Annotated in this window: 14 protein-coding genes; 12 read left to right on the forward strand and 2 right to left on the reverse strand. The window is 53.2% G+C overall.

What is annotated here, in order from left to right; genetic code table 11:
* Positions 1-101: 101 nt before the first annotated feature.
* From DB847_RS24160 to DB847_RS01725, 5 genes are all read left to right on the forward strand, one after another.
* Positions 102-263, forward strand: a complete 162-nt coding sequence (locus DB847_RS24160) for a hypothetical protein (RefSeq protein WP_159084330.1) — start codon at positions 102-104, stop codon at positions 261-263.
* A 292-nt stretch (positions 264-555) separates the two neighbouring features.
* Entirely contained in the window at positions 556-759 is a 204-nt protein-coding gene (locus tag DB847_RS24165; protein WP_159084331.1) for a hypothetical protein, read from the forward strand.
* Between the two features lie 525 nt (positions 760-1,284).
* Positions 1,285-2,358: an O-antigen ligase family protein gene (locus DB847_RS01715; RefSeq protein WP_159084332.1), complete on the forward strand. Its 1,074-nt coding sequence runs from the start codon at positions 1,285-1,287 to the stop codon at positions 2,356-2,358.
* On the forward strand, positions 2,355-3,140 hold the full coding sequence (locus DB847_RS01720) for a Wzy polymerase domain-containing protein (RefSeq protein ID WP_234418482.1): 786 nt from the start codon (positions 2,355-2,357) through the stop codon (positions 3,138-3,140). The genes DB847_RS01715 and DB847_RS01720 overlap by 4 nt, the downstream gene beginning before the upstream one ends.
* On the forward strand, positions 3,137-4,921 hold the full coding sequence (locus DB847_RS01725) for a PglL family O-oligosaccharyltransferase (RefSeq protein ID WP_159084334.1): 1,785 nt from the start codon (positions 3,137-3,139) through the stop codon (positions 4,919-4,921). Before DB847_RS01720 ends, DB847_RS01725 begins: the two co-directional genes overlap by 4 nt.
* Before the next feature lie 38 nt (positions 4,922-4,959).
* Here the strand turns inward: DB847_RS01725 and DB847_RS01730 are convergent, their stop codons facing one another.
* Together DB847_RS01730 and uvrA are read right to left on the reverse strand one after the other, a co-directional pair.
* Positions 4,960-5,697, reverse strand: a complete 738-nt coding sequence (locus DB847_RS01730) for a substrate-binding periplasmic protein (RefSeq protein WP_159084335.1) — start codon at positions 5,695-5,697, stop codon at positions 4,960-4,962.
* Between the two features lie 135 nt (positions 5,698-5,832).
* Positions 5,833-8,661, reverse strand: a complete 2,829-nt coding sequence (gene uvrA / locus DB847_RS01735) for an excinuclease ABC subunit UvrA (protein WP_108649162.1) — start codon at positions 8,659-8,661, stop codon at positions 5,833-5,835.
* Between the two features lie 271 nt (positions 8,662-8,932).
* Between uvrA and ssb the strand changes: the two genes are divergently transcribed.
* The 7 genes from ssb (at position 8,933) to mshL (ending at position 15,985) form a co-directional block, all read left to right on the forward strand.
* Entirely contained in the window at positions 8,933-9,526 is a 594-nt protein-coding gene (ssb, locus tag DB847_RS01740) for a single-stranded DNA-binding protein (protein WP_108649163.1), read from the forward strand.
* Positions 9,527-9,790: 264 nt separating this feature from the next.
* Positions 9,791-11,821 (forward strand): EAL domain-containing protein, encoded by a 2,031-nt coding sequence (locus tag DB847_RS01745; protein ID WP_108649164.1) that lies wholly within the window; start codon positions 9,791-9,793, stop codon positions 11,819-11,821.
* Between the two features lie 2 nt (positions 11,822-11,823).
* Positions 11,824-12,714, forward strand: coding sequence for a type IV pilus biogenesis protein PilM (locus tag DB847_RS01750; protein WP_108649165.1), 891 nt, complete (start codon positions 11,824-11,826; stop codon positions 12,712-12,714).
* Complete coding sequence (locus tag DB847_RS01755) at positions 12,711-13,337, forward strand: PilN domain-containing protein (RefSeq protein ID WP_108649166.1); 627 nt, start codon at positions 12,711-12,713, stop codon at positions 13,335-13,337. Before DB847_RS01750 ends, DB847_RS01755 begins: the two co-directional genes overlap by 4 nt.
* Positions 13,334-13,987 (forward strand): type II secretion system protein GspM, encoded by a 654-nt coding sequence (gspM, locus tag DB847_RS01760; protein WP_108649167.1) that lies wholly within the window; start codon positions 13,334-13,336, stop codon positions 13,985-13,987. The genes DB847_RS01755 and gspM overlap by 4 nt, the downstream gene beginning before the upstream one ends.
* Positions 13,980-14,303: an agglutinin biogenesis protein MshK gene (locus DB847_RS01765; RefSeq protein ID WP_108649168.1), complete on the forward strand. Its 324-nt coding sequence runs from the start codon at positions 13,980-13,982 to the stop codon at positions 14,301-14,303. The genes gspM and DB847_RS01765 overlap by 8 nt, the downstream gene beginning before the upstream one ends.
* Positions 14,304-14,308: 5 nt before the next feature.
* Positions 14,309-15,985, forward strand: a complete 1,677-nt coding sequence (gene mshL, locus DB847_RS01770; protein WP_108649169.1) for a pilus (MSHA type) biogenesis protein MshL — start codon at positions 14,309-14,311, stop codon at positions 15,983-15,985.
* The last annotated feature ends 2 nt before the right edge of the window (positions 15,986-15,987 follow it).

A 15,987-nucleotide genomic window follows, 5' to 3' on the forward strand; every position in this document is an offset into this window, starting at 1 on the left:
CTGGTGTTCGAAAATGAGGGCGGAGTTCTGACTTAAGGTTTCGTTAAGATCTGTGTGATTGAATGGATTTGAGAGGAAGATTCAGATAGAGGGGGACACCTATGAAGCTCTTGGTTCTTATCATTGTCTGTGTGATTGGCTATGTAGTGTGGAAAAAAATTTCGCGGAACAAGGCTTATAAGCAAAAAGTGCTCAAGGATGTATCGTCTCATGGCAAGACGGCTTTTAAGATCTTCAGAAAATACCGGGGCAAGTTTAAGTAGGCGCCTGCGAGGCCGGGAACCAGAGTGAACTGGAGAGACAGATGAGCCGTGACTACCAGCAACAGACACTTTGCCTTTTGAAGTCTGAGGCCTATATCAATAACAAGCACAAGATCATCAGGCAGAGAATCGAGGAGAGCGAGCTGAATATCGAGGAGCACTGGATCGTGCGCCTCAGCTTCGGGGATGTATTCAGGCTCTATCCCGGCTGGATCCCGCGTCTAACCATGATGCTTCGCCTGTTGCCGCTGTTTAAGCTGGATGTGTATATCTTGCGGGGGAGGATGCCATCATGCAGATGGACGGGCTCAAACACCGGATACGTCGGGAGCTTTGGAGAGGGCTGCATATCAAGGGGGGATTTTTGCATGCTCCGGACTCACAGGCTGAGGCTCATAGCCATCGAGCGATTCTTCAACGCAGGATTATCCGTCAGCGCTCAATCAGCAAAGAGCATATCTTGCTGAATTACCGCCCTGAGTCGGGGATGCGCTGAGCGATCCGGCTGTGAGAGATTGCCCATTGCAAATGGGAGTGATCACGGATGCCGGTGTGCGAATCCAGGGTAACATGATGAAGAACTTTACTGTGGGATCTATCTAACTATTTGATTTTTAACGATTTGAATATAGGTCTGACCAATTCATCCCTCAACTCTGTTGTCTGGCACATTGTTGTCTGAGCCGGCTCGGGTATAGTGACAACCACAGGACAGATACTTCAGGATGAAGTTTCAGCCAGAAAGTCCTGCTCACACAGGGATGACAAGGATGTAACCGCGACATCGGGATGGTGTCAGGCCAGGATGGTCAGGGAACAGAGCTTGGAAGCCAGAAGCAGGGAGTGCTTCAATAGGACAGGAGTCCGGAAGGGATTCATAAAAACACATATGGATATGTGATCGCTATCGATTAACGGACAGTCTTTGACTGTCCGTTTTTTTATATCTGCGACAGATGTCTTGTGTTTTACCTAGTTTCACGACACTCTGAATAGATGATGAGATCACTGGAGCATGGATGTGTCCGGGTCACCTCTGTTCTCTCCCCGAGCTCTGTTTGTCGGTTGCTTATCCCTCTATCTGCTGATCGGAGTGCATTTTTACATGGCCAACCCGGGCGGCTCCGGGCTCTATCTTCCCTACAATATTGTCGGCTGGTGTTTTGTTTCTCTGTTGATTAGTTTTGGTTGCTGGCAGTTGGTTCGCACGCGTGAGCTGATTATCAGCCCCCTACATCTTCTGGGCTGGCTTGCCTTTATCTTGCTGTGTATCCCCATCGCCTATCCCAATGTTTTGAATATCGATTATGCCCTGCCAAGACTCCTAGGCCTGGGCGGCGGACTAGCCCTGTATTTTGCTCTGCTACAGTTTCGTTTTACCCCGGCGCAGCTTCGCTCCGGGCTCTACCTGGTTCTGGGATGTGCTGCGATCGAGTTAGTGTTGGGAATGGTGCAATATTTTGTCCTCACTCCGGGAAACTGGCTTGGCTATAACACCCTGGCTAACCGTCCCTATGGGATTTTTCAGCAGCCCAATGTCATGGCAAGCTTTGTAGCCACCTCATTGGGGATTAGCCTTTACCTGTGTGGTCAGCTCCCGGGAAAGCAGCTGAAACTGTGGCAGCTAATGTTGCACGGCTGGGTGATTATTGCCGGGGTCCTGTTGCTGGTGGTTTTGCAATCACGTACCGGTCAGGCGGGCGGGATCCTGGCTGTCGTACTGCTACTGCCTTTGGTTGTGAAAAAAGCACCAGTCCGGGCGCGTAACTGGCTGTTTGCGGCTCTGCTGGGTATAGGATTGGGGATCGCAAGCTACTATGGGGTGGCCGGGAGTAAGCGTCCGGATACCATCTATACTCAGCCAGGTTTGCGAGCCGTGATCTATAGCCAAAGTATTGATCTTTTCACAGAGCAGCCCTGGCTTGGGGCTGGCTATGGGAACTTTGAGCGAGCCTTTGTGCTTCATTATGCGAAGAGTCCTGATCGCAAGCCTGAGGATGCGCAGATACTTCAGGGGCTAACCTATCCACATGATGAGCTTCTTTACTGGGCTGTTGAGGGGGGATCGTTCCTCTTGTGGGGATCTTGCTGGTGATTGCTGGTGTTATCATTCTGGTTTGGCGTTCTCCCTGGCGGCAGGGGCTTGGATATCTGGGGTTACTGGCCCCGCTCTGTCTTCATGCTTTGACTGAGTTTCCCTTTTACATCTCATTGGTTCACTGGGTACTGTTTGTGGGTCTGCTCTACCTTTTGGATCGGCGTTTGGGAGATTCGCGGTGTATTCCCTGTTCGGCAACCCTGCTTCCCGGAGTGTTTGGCTGGCTACTTCCTTTGCTGGTTATTCCCTTTATGCTGACAACCCTGCAAGCGGCTTACCTGGTGACCCGCTATGAGAAGGGCGGAGGGAAAGAGCCTTATCTTCTGACTGAGGTGATCAACCCTGTGGGCTGGGCCGAACGTTTTACCTATGACAGCATGTTGCTGCGTTTAAAGTCGGGTGAGGTCACCGGCAATCATGAGGATCTTCGCGCTTATTACCTCTGGGCTCAGAAGTTTGTTTTACACAGGCCACGCATGGCGGTGTATTACAATATGGTCCTTGCCCTGCAGCACTTGGGAGATGAGCGACAGGCAAAGCGTCTGTTGGCTTACTCCCGCTGGTTGTTTATGGATGATCCCATGTTTGATCGCCTGTTAAGGAGTGGGGCTCAGCCCGTATTTGATCAACTGAAGCTCGAACATTGGCAGCTCCCCTGCGGCGCAAAGTTTCCATTCAGCCGGATGGAATGTGAGGTGACTCAATTGGGCTTGATGTTTGTCCGCGATGAATTCAATCTTAATGAGAAAGACTCATGGATGAGGAGAGAAAACCTATGATGATTGGTGCGGGTGATCGGCTCAAACAAGCCTTTATGATCTGCTTTTCCCTTTATCTTGTGCTGGGAATGCATTTTTTTATGCATAACCAGGGGGGAGCCGGGCTCTACCTCTCCTTTAATACCGCGAGTTGGTTATTTATTCCGATCCTGATCGGATTTGGCTTATGGCGGGTGACTCAGACAAAAGAGCTGGTTATATCAAGGTTTCATCTGCTGAGCTGGCTGTTTTTTCTGTTGCTGTTTATCCCGCTTTTTTATCCCAACGCTGACCAGCGGGGCTTTGTTTTTCCGAGGTTTCTCGCATTAGCTGCAGGTCTGCTGTTTTACTTTGCGCTGCTGCAGTTTCGTTTTAGTGCATCAGAGCGACGGGCCGGGCTCTATCTCATCCTGGTTGCGGTTGCGATTGAATCAGCATTTGGGCTGGTTCAATACTTTTTACTGACGCCAGACAACTGGATTGGCTATAACACCCTCGCCAACCGTCCCTATGGGATCTTTCAGCAGCGCACCGTGATGGCAAGCTTTTTGGCGAGCGGTATGGTTGTTAGCCTGTTTCTGTGTAGTCAGCTTCCCGGGCGAAAACTGGCGCTGTGGCAGAGGTTGCTTCATCTGTTTGTCATCCTGGCGGGAGCCTGCTTGCTGGTGGTTCTTCAGTCCCGTACCGGCCAACTGGGTGCAGTGATCGGCTCTTTACTCCTGCTGCCTCTGGCCTGGCGCAGATCCAGGCGGCGTACAGTGACCTGGGTCAGTGTGGCTGTGTTTGGGGTTCTGCTAGGTCTTGCCTCCTTCTATGGTATTTCGAGTGATAAGCGTGGAGAGCTTTATTATCAACCCGGGGTGCGCAGTACCATCTATCAGCAAACCTGGCAGATGATGAAGGAGCATCCGTTGCTTGGTGTGGGCTATGGTGGGTATGAGCGAGCGTTTCTTGACCATTATGCCAAGGATCTTGGACGAGATCCTAAAGAGGCCCAGGTCTTAACCCTGTTGGATCATCCACATAATGAACTGATGTTCTGGGCAACCGAGGGGGGAGTGATCCCTATCCTTGGATTTGTGATGTTAGCGCTGGCTTATTTGTGGATGCTCAGGCGTGGTCCGTGGCGACAGAGTCTGGGTCTGTTAGGAGTTCTCTTTCCGCTGTTGCTGCATACCCAAACCGAGTATCCCTTCTACTCCTCCATAACCCACTGGATCCTGTTCCTGGTATTTCTCTATATGGCCGACATACGGCTGGGCAAGATTCAGGGTCATCTGTGCCGACCCGTGTTGCTACTGCGGACTCTGGCGATCTTGATCCCTTTGCTGGTGGTTCCCTTCATGCTGACGACCCTGCATACCAACTACATAGTGACCAAATATGAACGTGAGGGGTATCAGCAACCGATGCTACTCAAGAAGATCATCAACCCGATCGCCTGGATATCCCAGATTGAGTATGATCTGAATAATCTTCGTCTCTATCATGGACTCAAGACCGGAGATAAGAAGGAGCTGCAGGCTTACTATGACTGGGCCAGTCACTATGTGAATCACAGGCCAAGATCGTATCTCTATTACAACATGGCCGTTTCCCTCTATCACCAGGATCACCCCAAGCGGGCCGAGAAGCTATATCAATATGCCCGCTATCTTTATTCGGGGGATCCTAAGTTTGCACCTCCGACCCTGCGTCAGGCCATTGAGATCAGAAAGGCAGAGCAGAAAGCCCGTAAGGAAGCGAAAAAGGCGAAACTGGCAGGCTCAGTATCCCTGGCAACCTCCTCGTCAGTTCGCTGAGTTTGTAGCTGAGGATGCTGCCGGGATGGGGATAGCCTTCATGGTGTATTTGGCAAATGCCCCTGGATATAGCCTGCCTGGTATAGGGTGGCCAGGGTACGGTTAAATTGATCCACAACGGGTTTAGGGGTTAATCGCTTAGAAAAGCCGATGTGGTAGTCGAGGGTCTTGTCCCTGCCGGCATAACGAATGTTGTTGAGCCCAAGCTTATAGATGAGGGCGAGTCCGGCATCCTTGTTGGAATAGACCGCATCGACCCGGCCAACGGAGAGCTTTTTAAAAGGGAATTCATCGTGAGGATTCATGTCTATCTTGATCTGATTATTCTGACGTTTCAGGGCCTCAAGAGCATTGGCTGTATTGGAGGGACCATAGACACCCACGGTGTAGTCCTTCAGATCTGAGGCCTTATGGTAGTTCAGGGGATTATCCTTTTGGACAAACACTCCATACTCGGTGCGTACCAGTGCCGGGCTAAAATAGAGCCATTGCGCTCTTTCCTGGCTCCAGCCGATCACAAACAGGCCGTTCATCAACCCGACTTCGACATAGCGTGTGGCTCTGGACCAGGGTAAAACCTTGAAGGAGCATTTGAACTTATTGATATCACATACTTTTTTGATAATCTCTACCACGGGGCCTGAGATCCTGGAGCCTATGGTATAGCTAAAGGGAGCAAACTCCTGGGTGGCAAACTTAAGCTCGGTGTCTGCCATGGTTAAGCTGTTATAAAGGAGCAGAGGGCAGCTAAACAGGACCAACCAGCGAGTTTTCATAGCCTTTACCATGGGACAATCATTGGGTGTTACTTCAAGGGTAGTTTTTTCCGGGGCGGGTGTCAGTAAAGTGCGGACAGACAGCCCCCTGCTTTCACAGGGGACAGTCTGTATTAGGGGGATGAGCTCATCGAGCTATCCCTTATTCAGCAGAGGCTTGAGGAACTGTCCCGTATAGGAGCGTTCACACTCGGTGACGGTTTCAGGCGTACCGGCCACCAGGATCTCGCCGCCGCCGGAGCCGCCTTCAGGTCCGAGATCCACCAGCCAGTCGGCAGTCTTGATCACATCCAGGTTGTGCTCAATGATCACCACTGTATTCCCATGATCACGTAGTCGATGCAGGACATTCAGCAGCTGCTGGATATCGTGAAAGTGTAAGCCTGTGGTGGGTTCATCCAGGATATACAGGGTTTTTCCCGTATCGCGGCGTGAGAGCTCCCGCGCCAGCTTGACCCTTTGAGCCTCTCCCCCGGACAGGGTGGTGGCAGCCTGCCCGAGACGAATATAGGAGAGCCCTACATCGATCAGGGTCTGGAGTTTACGGGCCAGGGCCGGGATCGCCTCAAAAAATGCGCGGGCATCTTCGACCGTCATCTCCAGAACCTCATGGATGTTTTTGCCCTTGTAGCGAACCTCCAGGGTTTCCCGGTTGTAACGCTTGCCCTTACAGACATCACAGGGCACGTAGACATCGGGGAGGAAGTGCATCTCGACCTTAATTACGCCATCGCCCTGGCAGGCCTCACAGCGTCCTCCCTTGACGTTAAATGAGAAGCGTCCGGGCTTATAACCCCGGGAGCGGGACTCCTGGGTTCCGGAGAACAGTTCGCGGATCGGGGTGAAGATCCCGGTATAGGTGGCCGGGTTGGAGCGTGGGGTGCGGCCGATCGGGCTCTGATCGATATCGACCACCTTATCCAGCTGCTCCAGCCCCTCGATGCTCTGGTAGGGCGCCGGTTCACTGGTGGTCGCCTTATTCAGCTGCAGGTGGGCAATCTTGTACAGGGTATCGTTGATCAGGGTCGATTTTCCTGAGCCGGAGACCCCGGTGACACAGGTAATCAGCCCCAGCGGGATCTTAAGTTGAACCTGTTTGAGGTTATTGCCGGTCGCGCCGCTCAGGGTGACCCATTGCTCTTTGGGCGGGTGGCGCTGGGCCGGAACCTCAATGCTTTGACGCCCGCTGAGGTAGCTGCCCGTGATAGAGCGGGGGTTGGCGATCACATCCTCGATGCTGCCATGAGCGACAATCTCGCCACCGTGGACCCCGGCGCCCGGACCTATGTCGATGACAAAGTCAGCCTGGCGGATCGCATCTTCATCATGCTCAACCACGATTACGGTATTCCCGAGATCCCGCAGATGGGTCAGAGTTTTGAGGAGCCGCTCGTTATCCCTTTGATGCAGTCCGATTGAGGGTTCATCCAGCACATACATCACCCCAACCAGGCCGGCACCGATCTGGCTGGCCAGGCGAATTCGCTGCGCCTCTCCTCCCGATAGGGTTTCTGCGCTGCGTGACAGGCTCAGGTAATCGAGTCCGACATTGACCAGAAAACCAAGGCGCAGCCCGATCTCCTTGAGGATTTTCTCGGCGATCTTGGCCCGCTGGCCACTCAGAGCTAGCTTCTGAAAAAACTGCTCTGCTTCGGCGATCGACATCCGGGTGATGGCGGGCAAAGTGGTACTGTCGATGAAGACATGGCGTGCCGCCTCTTTCAGGCGGCTTCCCTTACAGTGCGAACAGGCGCAATTGGTGATGTAGCGGGACAGCTCTTCACGGATTGAGTTGGACTCGGTATCCCGGTAGCGGCGCTCCATGTTGTTTACCACCCCCTCAAAGGGGTGATTACGCACCACTACATCCCCGCGGTCATTGCGGTATTTAAACTCAATCTTGTGATCGCCGGAGCCAAACAGTACCTTGTTTTTTGCGTCATCTGTGAGATTGTCAAACGGCGTTTCCAGCTCAAAGCCATAATGCTCGGCAACCGAGCTGAGCATCTGGTAGTAATAGAAACTGCGGCGATCCCAGCCGCGGATCGCGCCTCCAGCCAGGCTGAGCTCCGGATTGACGACTATCTTCTGGGGGTCAAAAAACTGCTGAACCCCTAGGCCATCACACTCGGGACAGGCGCCGGCCGGGTTATTAAAGGAGAAAATCCTGGGCTCGAGCTCTGACACACTGTAGCCACATTCGGGGCAGGCAAAATTGGCGGAAAATAGCAGAGGCTCAGGATCTTCGGTGTCCATCGACAGCACGGTTGCCAGGCCGCCGGTCAGACCCAGGGTGGTCTCAAAGGATTCGGCCAGCCGCTGCTGAATATCATCACGGATCTTAAAACGATCGACCACCACCTCAATGGTGTGTTTCTTGTGAAGCACCAGGGGGGGAGGATCGGAAAGATCGCATACCTCACCATCAATGCGGGCCCGGATAAAACCCTGGGCGCTGAGATCATCCAGTAGCTTCTGATGTTCCCCCTTACGGTTGCGTACTACGGGAGCGAGCAGCATCATCCGCTCCCCCTCCGGCATCGCCAGCACCTGATCGACCATCTGGCTGACCGTCTGGGCTTCGAGCGGCAGGTGATGAGTCGGGCAGTAGGGAGTGCCGACCCGGGCGAACAGCAGGCGCAGGTAATCGTAGATCTCTGTGATGGTACCAACGGTTGATCGCGGGTTATGGGAGGTGGATTTCTGCTCAATAGAGATTGCTGGAGATAAACCCTCAATATGATCGACATCCGGTTTATCCATCAGGGAGAGGAATTGCCGGGCATAGGCTGAGAGTGATTCCACATAGCGGCGTTGTCCCTCTGCATAGAGGGTATCAAAGGCCAGTGAAGACTTACCTGAGCCTGACAGGCCAGTGATCACTACCAGCTTATCCCGTGGAATGGTGAGGTTCACGTCTTTGAGGTTGTGGGTACGTGCGCCACGGATCTCGATTGTGTCCATCGTTACCAGCAAATTAAGAGACAAAGGGTTAGTATCGCATAGTTAACAGGCCTGAGACACCAAGAGCTGAGATTTGCTCGGGTGGATTCAGCCGAAAATCGCCGGATCTTTAATCGCCATTGGCTCTTGTCAGCAGCGATTCAGTCGCTATACTTTCAAGGTTTTGCAGCCTCTGAATGATTTAGCCTTCTATTTCGCGAGTGAGGGTTGCAAGCATCCTAATTGCATAGCTGCTGGCGCATGGCCAGCGAGAGTTTAAGTGGAGTGTTCTATGGCCAGTCGGGGCGTCAATAAAGTGATTCTTATCGGAAATCTGGGGCAAGACCCGGAGGTCCGTTACATGCCTAACGGCAATGCGGTAGCAAATATCACGGTAGCAACTTCAGAGACCTGGCGTGATAAGCAAACCGGTGAGCAAAAAGAGCAGACGGAGTGGCACCGGGTTACTCTGTATCGCCGCCTGGCTGAAATTGCGGGTGAATACCTGCGTAAAGGTTCCAAAGTTTATCTGGAAGGACGCCTGCAGACGCGTAAGTGGCAGGATCAGAGTGGCCAGGATCGCTATACGACAGAGATCGTTGCCAATGAGATGCAGATGCTGGATAGTCGTGGCCAGGGCGCTTCCAACGGCAACGGCTTTAGCCAGAGCGCTCCTCAGCATCAAAATAATAACTGGGGACAACAGGCTCCTCAGCAGCCATCTGCTGCACAGCAGGCTCCGATGCAGCAAAATAGCTGGGGGCAACAGCCCGCACAGCCTCAGAGCCGTCCGGCGGCTCCTCAGGCGCCAGCTAAGCCTCAGCAGCAGAATGCTCAGAGCTATAATGAGCCACCGATGGATTTTGATGATGACATTCCGTTCTGAGTTAACCCTAGAGCGCTAATGTAAAGAATCCTGTATCTAAGCCCTTTCTATAAGGGCTTTTTTGTTATGCGCCCGTGATCGCGATATGCATTGTAAAAATGGCATACAATATGAATGAGCATTTCGGCTCGCGCAAAGGGGTTGTGGCGGCTCACTCCCGGCAGCGTTATCAGATGTTCATGTAGAATCACTACAGCACACATCTTCGGTCTTGCTGGATGAACAAATAGCCGACAGCTGAGCGAATTCAATCAGGGAGTGATTGTGAACAGTTTTTCCGGACTAAATCGCTTTATCTCCTCCTGTGTTATCGCCGCCATGGTGATGATGCTGCTGGGGGCCGGAGTTAGCTTATGGTTGATTAGTGTCGACCATCAGCAGCGACTCTTCTCCTCGATCTCTCAGATCGTGGATGAGCAGTTGACGCAGGAATCAAGCCCTGATGCGTTTGCCCACGCTATGAATCCTCTGATGGATGCAAGCTCCCTCATCAGTGTTGATATCTATAAAAACCAGCAGCCATTTTTTAAGTTTCAAAACCCCGGGCAACAAGCCGCCAACTACTACCTGCACCGGGTCAGCTTCCAGCTTCCAGAGCATCCTGAATATAAGATTGTGATCTATGCCCAGTGGCCTCTGGACGATCTGCACCTGTCGCTGCTCAATATTTCCGGGTTGCTCGGGGCTGCGCTTTTGGTGCTGCTGGGGCTCTGGGGTAGCCTGAGACGTTTGAAGTATCACCTTGATGGAGCTGAGAGGCTGATGCTGCGGGCTAAGCTTATCTCCCGCGGAGAGCTGTATCGCTTGCAGCACACCCGGGATCAGGAGTGGCCTCCGGTGATAAGCCAGGTGATCGATGATCTGCAATCTAAGCTGGAGGATGCGAATAAGGAGCGCAGCCGTTTCGATGCATTTATGCGCAGTAACGCTTTTGTCGATAGTCGCTCAGGCATAGGAAACCGGATCTTTTTTGACAACCGGCTTGAGGCGGCCGTCAGTGACAGGGCTTCACTGAGCGGAGCCATCTTACTGATTGAGATAGCACCCTTTGAAGAGATCTTGTCTCGCGAAGGGGAGGAAGCAGCAGAGCAGTGTTTCAATGACTGCAGTTCACTGGTTAGCCAGTTTGCCCGCAAGTATCCGCAAGCCCTGGTGGCCCGCTATGATGAGCACATTATCGCCATGCTGATCCCACACCTGTCGGAGGTGGCAGTTGATAGTGTCGGGCTAAAGCTCTATAAGAGCCTCTCCCAGCTGGAGCTTCCGGATTTTGTGAGCCGGGATCACTGCTTCTATATCGGAATTGTCTGCTTTCAATACGGTGAGTCGGCAACCCAGGTCGAGAATGAGGCAGAGATGGCGCTGCGCGGCGCCAGTCTGCAGGTCGATGGTGGCTGGTACCTTTATGAAAAAGGCTTAGAGGGGCAGACTTCCGACAAGGGCACGGTGCGCTGGCGTACCCTGCTGAGCAGGGTTTTGTCGACAAAGCAGGTGACTCTGCTGCTGCAGCCAGTGGTCGGTAAGGATGGCAAGACCATCATTCAGCGGGAGCTCTTTGGCCGGATCCCTGATGAGGATGGGCGGATGCTGTCTGCCGGGGTTTTTATGCCGATGGCTGAAAATGTCGGTTTGCATGTTGAGTTTGACCGACTGATGATCACCCAGATGCTGGAGCTGATGAAAAGCAGCCAGGATCAAGTCCCCTTAAGCGTCAACCTCAATGCTTCCAGCCTGCTGCAGAGAGGGTTTCATCGTTGGCTCAGTATGGAGCTGCTCCAGCTTCCGAAGCAGCGCCTCCAGCAGATCATCTTTGAGGTATCTGAGCACCAGATCAGCCAATACTTTGAGACCCTGAAGACACCTATGCTGGCCCTGCATAAGCTGGGGTGCAAGCTATGCGTCGATCATGCAGGGCAGGATGTGGTGAGCACCCAGTACATTAAAGAGTTCTCCATTGATTATCTCAAGCTGCATACCAGCCTGGTGCGCAATATTGAAGAGCGCCAGGTAAATCAGATGGCCGTTCGCAGCTTGCTGGGTGGGGCTGGCCGCTCGACTCAGGTGCTGGCGGTCGGGGTGGAGACGCATCAGGAGTGGAGCACCCTGGTCTATCTGGGGATCCGGGGGGGCAGGGTTTCTACTTTGCTCGGCCTAAGCCTTACCTGCCCGAAGAACATAGGTAAAAGTAGGGATTGTGGGAGCCAAGTCCATGGGGTTCACTATATTTTTCCCGGGCTATGGCTTAAATTGAATCTGAGGGTACCAATTGATTACTTAAGTCTGGGATTGGATTAGGGATGATATTTTCGAAGTGGATTCGTTTTACTAAACAAGCTGGCCGGGCACGGATCGGCCTGCACTTGTCCCCGCAAAAGATCCTGGCCGTGAAAGTTGAAGGCGATGAGCCTGAGTTTGAGCAGCGCAGTGTTCCCTCTGCAGATAAGCTGATTGCCACAGTAAGCCAGCTTTTTTCCGATACAGGTTGGCGTGGCAGGGTGCAGGTTGCCCTATCGGCGGAGCTCTATCAGCAGTTTCAGATGGAGAAGCCTAAAATTCCAGAGGAGGAGGTTAGCGCGGCTCTCGGTTGGAATATTCGCGATCTGGTGAAAGAGCCGGTCACCGAGCTGGTGGTTGATTATTACGACCTACTGCAGCATGCGGTGTCTGCACCCAAGGTGAATCTGGTGTGTACCCGGCGCTCTTTGGTGCAGGAGCTCGGGGAGGCGATCGCCGAGGCAGATTGCTACCTGCAGGGGGTAACGACCTGGGAGCTGGCACTGGCTGATCTTATCACTGAGCCTGAACCGGTTCAGGTCCTGTTGTTTCAGCCTGCCGGTGCAGAGCCACTGCTGTTGGCGGTTCATCAACATCAACTCTGTTTTTCCCGGCAACTGCGGGGGTTTAGCGAGCTGGCAAATGCCCCGCTCGGGACCCTTGAACCCTTCATTTTTGACAACTTCAGCCTGGAGCTACAGCGATCCTTTGACTTTATCGTCAGCCAGTTGAAGCTTCCTGAGACCGGCAAGATCTATGTTGCCTCTGCGGCTCCGGATCTGGGGGCCCTGGTGAAAAAGCTTCATGATGTCTTTGATCTACCTGTAACCCTGCTGGTGAATAAGGCGATCACCACAGGGGTTGAGTACCTGCCCGCATTTGCAGCACTGACCGAAGCGGAGGGGGCCGGATGAAGACACGCATCAATCTTTATCCCTCTGAGCTCAGACCCCGTCGTCAGTGGGGAACCTTGCCGCAGATGGTATTGGTATGGGGTGTGTTGCTGATCCTGATGGCGGGCTGCTACAGCGGGATATGGTTTATGGAGCGCCAGCAGGCGGCAAACAATCGTCAGCTGAGTCAGCAGCTAAGCTCCCTGCAGCAGCAACTCGGGGAGCAGACCAAGCAGCTTAAAGACAGGCACCCCAGCAAGCAGCTTCAGCAGCGGGTTAAGTTGCTACAGGAGGAGCTATTAGCCAAACGCGGACTGATGACGAACCTGCATGGGCGGGATCAGGAGCTCAAGGGGCAGTTTGCCGATCTCCTGTATGCCCTGGGGCGGCTCAAGCAGCCCTCAATCTGGTTGCAGCGAATTCTGATGCAGGGCCAGGTCATCGAATTAGAGGGGATGACTCAGGAGTCCAGGGCCTTGCCACTATGGATTGCTGAGTTTTCACAGTATCCGGTGCTGGCTCAGCAGTCCTTTGCCAGCATCACCCTGGGAGCAGATAAAGGGGCGATGCGCTTTATGCTGGTCAGTCAGCTTAAGATGCTTCAGGGGCAGGGCCAGGGGCCACAGCAAGGAGTCCAGGAGTGAAGGAGCGTTGGTTACAGCTATCAGCCAGAGTCGCCTCAATGAGCGAGAGGGAGCGACTGCTTATCTTCATTGCCGGTGTTGTTCTGGTGCTGTTTGTCGGATACCTGCTGTTTATTGAACCCCTGTGGATCTCCTATACCAAGGCGCGTTCCAGCTATTGGCAGCAGCAGCAAACCCAGCTTCAGACTCAGCAAAGCATACGGCAGAATGAACTTCTGCTTAAGGCTGATCCCGATGTCGCACTCAAGCGCCAGCAGCAACAGGTACAGCAGCAGATCAAAGCCGTGGATCAATCATTGAAGGAGCTGATGATCTCTTTGATCCCGCCGCACAAAATGACCCGGGTGTTGGAGCGAATGTTGGCCTATTCGGGAAAACTTAAGCTGATCTCTCTAAAGTCGCTGGCTCCGAGTGCTCTGCAATCGGGTGAAAAAAGCAAAGCGGCTGCGGTTGCTCTGTACCGGCATGGCATAGAGTTGAAGTTGGAAGGAAATTATCTGGATATCTATCACTATCTGGCGGCGCTTCGAAAATTCCCGGAGCATTTTTATTGGGAGCGGATGGATTATCGGGTCCTTGAGTATCCACAGGCAGAGGTGACGATCGAACTCTATACCCTAAGTACCAGTAAGGATTTTATCAGTGGCTAAATGGTGGATCTTGTTGTTGTGGATGGTGAGCCTCACGGGGATTGCAGCCCCCGAGGTGTTAAAGGACCCAACTCAGCCCCCGGGGCAAGCGGGGATCGTCGCTGAAGGGACCCAGACCGGTGAGCTTCGTTTGCAGAGTATCATTATCCGGGGCTCGGCCCATGAGGCGATTATTGATGGTCAGCAGGTCCGGGTCGGGGATGAACTTCAGGGGTATAAGGTCCTGCAGATTGATCCCATGAGTGTGACATTGAGTAAAGCAGGTAAGGAGCGAGTGCTCAGGATGTACGACTCGAAGATTAAGATTAGGAGGTAAGGCAGATGATTAGATTAGGGCTCGTCAGTTTACTGTGCCTCCTCTTCGTGGCGGGTTGCCAAAGCTATCATCCGGGCTATCAGCCCAATGACCCGGGCGACATTCGTGATGTGATTCAGCAGGGGATCGCGGATAATGATCGCTTAGACTCTCAATCCGTGGTGGTTCCCCGGGAGGTTGAGCAGTCTCTGTTGCCTGATAGTGGATTATCTGCTCCCAAGTCCTTGCTGGCTCAGCAAAAGCGTTTTGAAGTCTCCGCCCATGATGTGAATGCGGTTGATTTCTTCGGCTCTTTGTTTCGCGATACTCCCTACAGTGTTGCGGTTCACCCCGGTGTCAGCGGGACTATCTCGCTGCAGCTTCGGGATGTGACTCTGGCGGATGTGCTGAACATAGTTTCGGATATGTATGGCTATGATATCGAGCATAGTGGCAGCATCTATAACATCTATCCAGCGGGGCTTAGAACCGAGATCTTCCCGGTCAATTACCTGATGATGACCCGTCAGAGCACCTCACGTACCACGGTCAATATGGATACCAATGGTGGGGGGAGTTCAACCTCTAGTGGCAGCTCCAGTTCATCGAGCAGCTCCAGCTCGTCGGGTAGTAGTGTGGTGGGAACCGATATCCGTACCGAGTCCGGCAGTGATTTCTGGGCGGGTCTTCAGACGACTCTCAGTGCAATGGTAGGCAGTGGTGACGGGCGAACCGTGATGGTATCTCCTCAGTCTGGATTGGTGACGGTACGGGCCTATCCCAAGGAGCTACGGGAGGTGAAAAAGTTCCTGAATGATGCCCAGCGCAACTTACAGCGCCAGGTGATTCTGGAGGCGAAGATTCTGGAGGTGACTCTCAAGGATGGCTATCAGCAGGGGATCAACTGGACCGAGCTGGGCAGTAACTCTTTTAATTTCACAACCGCCACTACGGGAAATATCCCAAGCGGTGAACTGACCACCATGACCTCAGCTATTGGCGGGGGTGGTCAGCTTAATGTTAACCGGGGTGACTTTAAGGGGGCGATCACTCTGCTCAAGAGCCAGGGGGATGTAAATGTGCTCTCCAGCCCTAGGGTCACGGCGCTGAATAATCAGAAGGCGGTGATCAAGGTGGGGGATAATGAGTACTTTGTCACCAGCATCTCCTCGGATGCTTCTGAGGTGAATGGTTCCACAGTCACCACCCCCACCATTGAGATGGAGCCCTTCTTCTCGGGGATTGCCCTGGATGTGACGCCGCAGATCGATAAAGATGGCACAGTGACTCTGCATATTCATCCAGCGGTGGTGGATGTCACCTCTCAGGAGAAGGATATCGATCTGGCTGGATTTACCCAGGTTGCGAGTGAGGGGCAGGACACAACTTTGAAACTCCCAACGGCTAAAAGCGCTGTGCGTGAGTCGGATACAGTGGTTCGCGCCCGTGACGGCAGCGTGGTGGTAATCGGCGGATTGATGCAAACCATGCAGGAGCAGATTCAGTCGAAGACTCCACTACTAGGGGATATCCCCGGCTTGGGCGAACTCTTTACCAATAAGCGAAACGTGACAGTGAAAACAGAGCTGGTGATCCTCCTCAAGCCGATTGTGGTCGACCGTGATACCTGGAAACAGCAGTTACGCAAGCAGGCTGAGTTGCTGGATAAATGGTATCCGACGGCGGATGGCAAGGGGGGCTAGGC

Source organism: Dongshaea marina (genome assembly GCF_003072645.1).
Taxonomy (GTDB): domain Bacteria; phylum Pseudomonadota; class Gammaproteobacteria; order Enterobacterales; family Aeromonadaceae; genus Dongshaea; species Dongshaea marina.

Bases quoted from the DNA above. Each gene is read 5' to 3' on its own strand.
- mshL (WP_108649169.1), top strand. From the start codon at position 14,309: ATGATTAGATTAGGGCTCGTCAGTTTACTGTGCCTCCTCTTCGTGGCG.
- ssb (WP_108649163.1), top strand. From the start codon at position 8,933: ATGGCCAGTCGGGGCGTCAATAAAGTGATTCTTATCGGAAATCTGGGG.
- DB847_RS01725 (WP_159084334.1), top strand. From the start codon at position 3,137: ATGATGATTGGTGCGGGTGATCGGCTCAAACAAGCCTTTATGATCTGC.
- DB847_RS01755 (WP_108649166.1), top strand. From the start codon at position 12,711: ATGAAGACACGCATCAATCTTTATCCCTCTGAGCTCAGACCCCGTCGT.
- uvrA (WP_108649162.1), bottom strand. From the start codon at position 8,661: ATGGACACAATCGAGATCCGTGGCGCACGTACCCACAACCTCAAAGAC.
- DB847_RS24165 (WP_159084331.1), top strand. From the start codon at position 556: ATGCAGATGGACGGGCTCAAACACCGGATACGTCGGGAGCTTTGGAGA.
- DB847_RS24160 (WP_159084330.1), top strand. From the start codon at position 102: ATGAAGCTCTTGGTTCTTATCATTGTCTGTGTGATTGGCTATGTAGTG.
- DB847_RS01750 (WP_108649165.1), top strand. From the start codon at position 11,824: ATGATATTTTCGAAGTGGATTCGTTTTACTAAACAAGCTGGCCGGGCA.
- DB847_RS01730 (WP_159084335.1), bottom strand. From the start codon at position 5,697: ATGAAAACTCGCTGGTTGGTCCTGTTTAGCTGCCCTCTGCTCCTTTAT.